The 2,247-nt window shown below is 45.2% G+C and carries 2 protein-coding genes; one reads left to right on the forward strand and one right to left on the reverse strand.

Annotation, left to right across the window (positions count from 1 at the left end):
• The first annotated feature begins 538 nt into the window (after positions 1-538).
• The gene (locus ACFOW1_RS08665) at positions 539-976 is read left to right on the forward strand and encodes a DUF6943 family protein (protein WP_379013628.1); all 438 of its coding nucleotides are present in this window, start codon (positions 539-541) and stop codon (positions 974-976) included.
• 964 nt (positions 977-1,940) lie between these two features.
• On the opposite strand, the gene ACFOW1_RS08670 is transcribed toward ACFOW1_RS08665, so the two are convergent.
• A partial coding sequence (locus tag ACFOW1_RS08670; RefSeq protein WP_379013630.1) for an integrase core domain-containing protein occupies positions 1,941-2,247 on the reverse strand: 307 nt, incomplete at its 5' end.

Raw genomic sequence — 2,247 nt, forward strand, 5'->3', positions numbered from 1 at the left:
AAAGAATATGGAATGAAATATGGGTTGGTCAAAAACCACAGCTAACATTGATAATTATAGCCGAAAGCCCCCAAACGCATTTCAACTCGCTTTTAGGGATGCTTAGCATGTCATCCCGAAGTACAGATAAAAGGCATTTCAATGCCCCCTCCCTATTTACCAGCCTAATTATAATACACTTCCCCAGCCGCAGCACTTATCCCCGCGTACCACTTTAGCTGTCCCACATAACCCCATATTCGGTATTGCCTTCGGCAATCTCTCAGTTTTGTTTTTTTGTTAGCCAGCGAAAGGCAAGTTATGCCCTTTGCCAGTTGGCAAGGTCTGCACGCCACTGCGTTCTGTTTGCCTTCGGTGATGGCAAAAAAATCTTCCCCTGTTTGTTACTTGCCACAGCTTCGCAAATTTGGCAAGTAACAGGGCGTATTTTTTTGGCCATAAACCTTGCCGTCCTTACCCGCCCTGCATACTGGTTGCCTATCGCTGGCCAAAAATGTGGCGTTTTGCCATCAAAAGGATAATCACAGCGTAATATTTTATGCAACCGTTGTTTATCAAATCCACCACCAATGCATTGATTGTTCCAGAACAACCTACCCATTTTTTCATTCTTGCCAAAGGCAACAATGCAGGTAAGCCCAGTTTAACGCACTGGGCTAATGCCTTTACAGCTATTGCACCTACCCAAGAAATGAGAGATTTTTACTACTGGCTCACATTCGGGCTTTACAAAGCCAAAGCTTTTAAAATCCACCACCGTGGCTCCGTCATTCCTTTTATCAATATTGGCGAAGTCAAAAAACTAATAGAGCCAGCAGCAATAGCCATCTATCCGCAATGGCAAGACTATAAAAGCCTGCTTACGCATTTTGAGTTGCTCGAACAGCGCAAAAACAATTTAGCGCAGATACTTAAATCCACAGCCACCTTGCAAGAAATGCTTATCCGCAACTATTTTCTACAGCAAGGTCTCTAGCAATGATAGCATCTAAACAAGGCAGTCCCTGCGGGCTGCCTCGTTTTAAAAACCAAAAAACCAAAACCACCTTCGCTCAAGCGCAGCCTGTCATCCTGAGCGCAGCGAAGGACCTGCCAAACCCTCATCCTGAGCGCAGCGAAGGACCCCTGCTGCTGCCTGTCATCCTGAACGCAGTGAAGCACCTCTGCTGCAGTACCGGGTAGCGTAGCCGCTTTTGCATCCCCAATTTATATACGCAAGCTAGTGCCAGCAGGCTAACGCACAGTGGCTCATGTTCCTCCCCCAAAAGACTACGGCATAAACGCACAAGTCTGCGCTAAACCCCTCTTTTATTCCGTTTCCTTTTGGGGAAGAAGGCTGCCGTCACTGATAGATGCGCATAAAATTTTTAGTTATGCAAAAACAGCTTCGCATTGTTACCCGTTACCGCATGGCAGTTTGCCCCCTAAGTCAGTCCTTGTTTGCAGCCCCAGCTTTGCCTCGCTTGGCTTTCAGCAGGCATCTAGGCGGGCTGCCAGTACATTTTCGCCCCCTACAGGGCGTTACCGTTAGGGCTTTGCCACGTGGTTGGTTCGTATGGCGTTTCCCCTCTGGTCGCCGCCTCGTTAGCATCTTGCCCTTCTAAGGGGCATTTTGCCAACCCACAAAAAAAGCCCTGGCTCGGTAGCTAGGGCTTTTATTAATGCGCTATTGCGGCCTAATTGCTGCAGTGTTTTGTGTAAATGTCAAGAGAGGAATCAATTACTGAATCATCACCCATATGTTAATGGTAGTTCTTCTCACGCTATACTGACCCGTCCTGAATTTAGTTGACTGGTTAATAGATAAAATCCTGCATTTAGTTGACTAAAATAAATCATCCTAAATAATATTGACTAAAAGGTTTTTCGCCGTGCTTGGGCAAAAAACAGTTCTGTAGTCATTCACAGCTAAAGGAACTGTTTTTTGTGCCTTGGGCCAATCAAGTTTCTTGCACCATAACTTCCTTGCTTTGAGGTGTTTTATAATAGTTTTTCCAGCGTTTTATTTGCGGTCCTTTTTGCTTATGAACCTCAGCAGGTATCTGCCAGTTTAGGCTGCTATGTCGTCGCTTGTAATTGTAAATAATAATGCACCTGCTAATGTGTAACGCCGCCTCATCAATGTTATTATAAAAGCTACTAATCAGCTCTGTTTTTAGTATACCATTTACCCTTTCTGCTATGGCATTTTCCAGTGGGTCGCCACTCTGTGTCATACTAATTAATGCATGGTGTTGTTGTAGCAAA

The organism is Parasediminibacterium paludis, from assembly GCF_042651445.1.
GTDB lineage: Bacteria > Bacteroidota > Bacteroidia > Chitinophagales > Chitinophagaceae > Parasediminibacterium > Parasediminibacterium paludis.

Excerpts from the sequence above, each read along its gene's own strand:
- ACFOW1_RS08665 (WP_379013628.1), top strand. The coding sequence starts at position 539 with ATGCAACCGTTGTTTATCAAATCCACCACCAATGCATTGATTGTTCCA.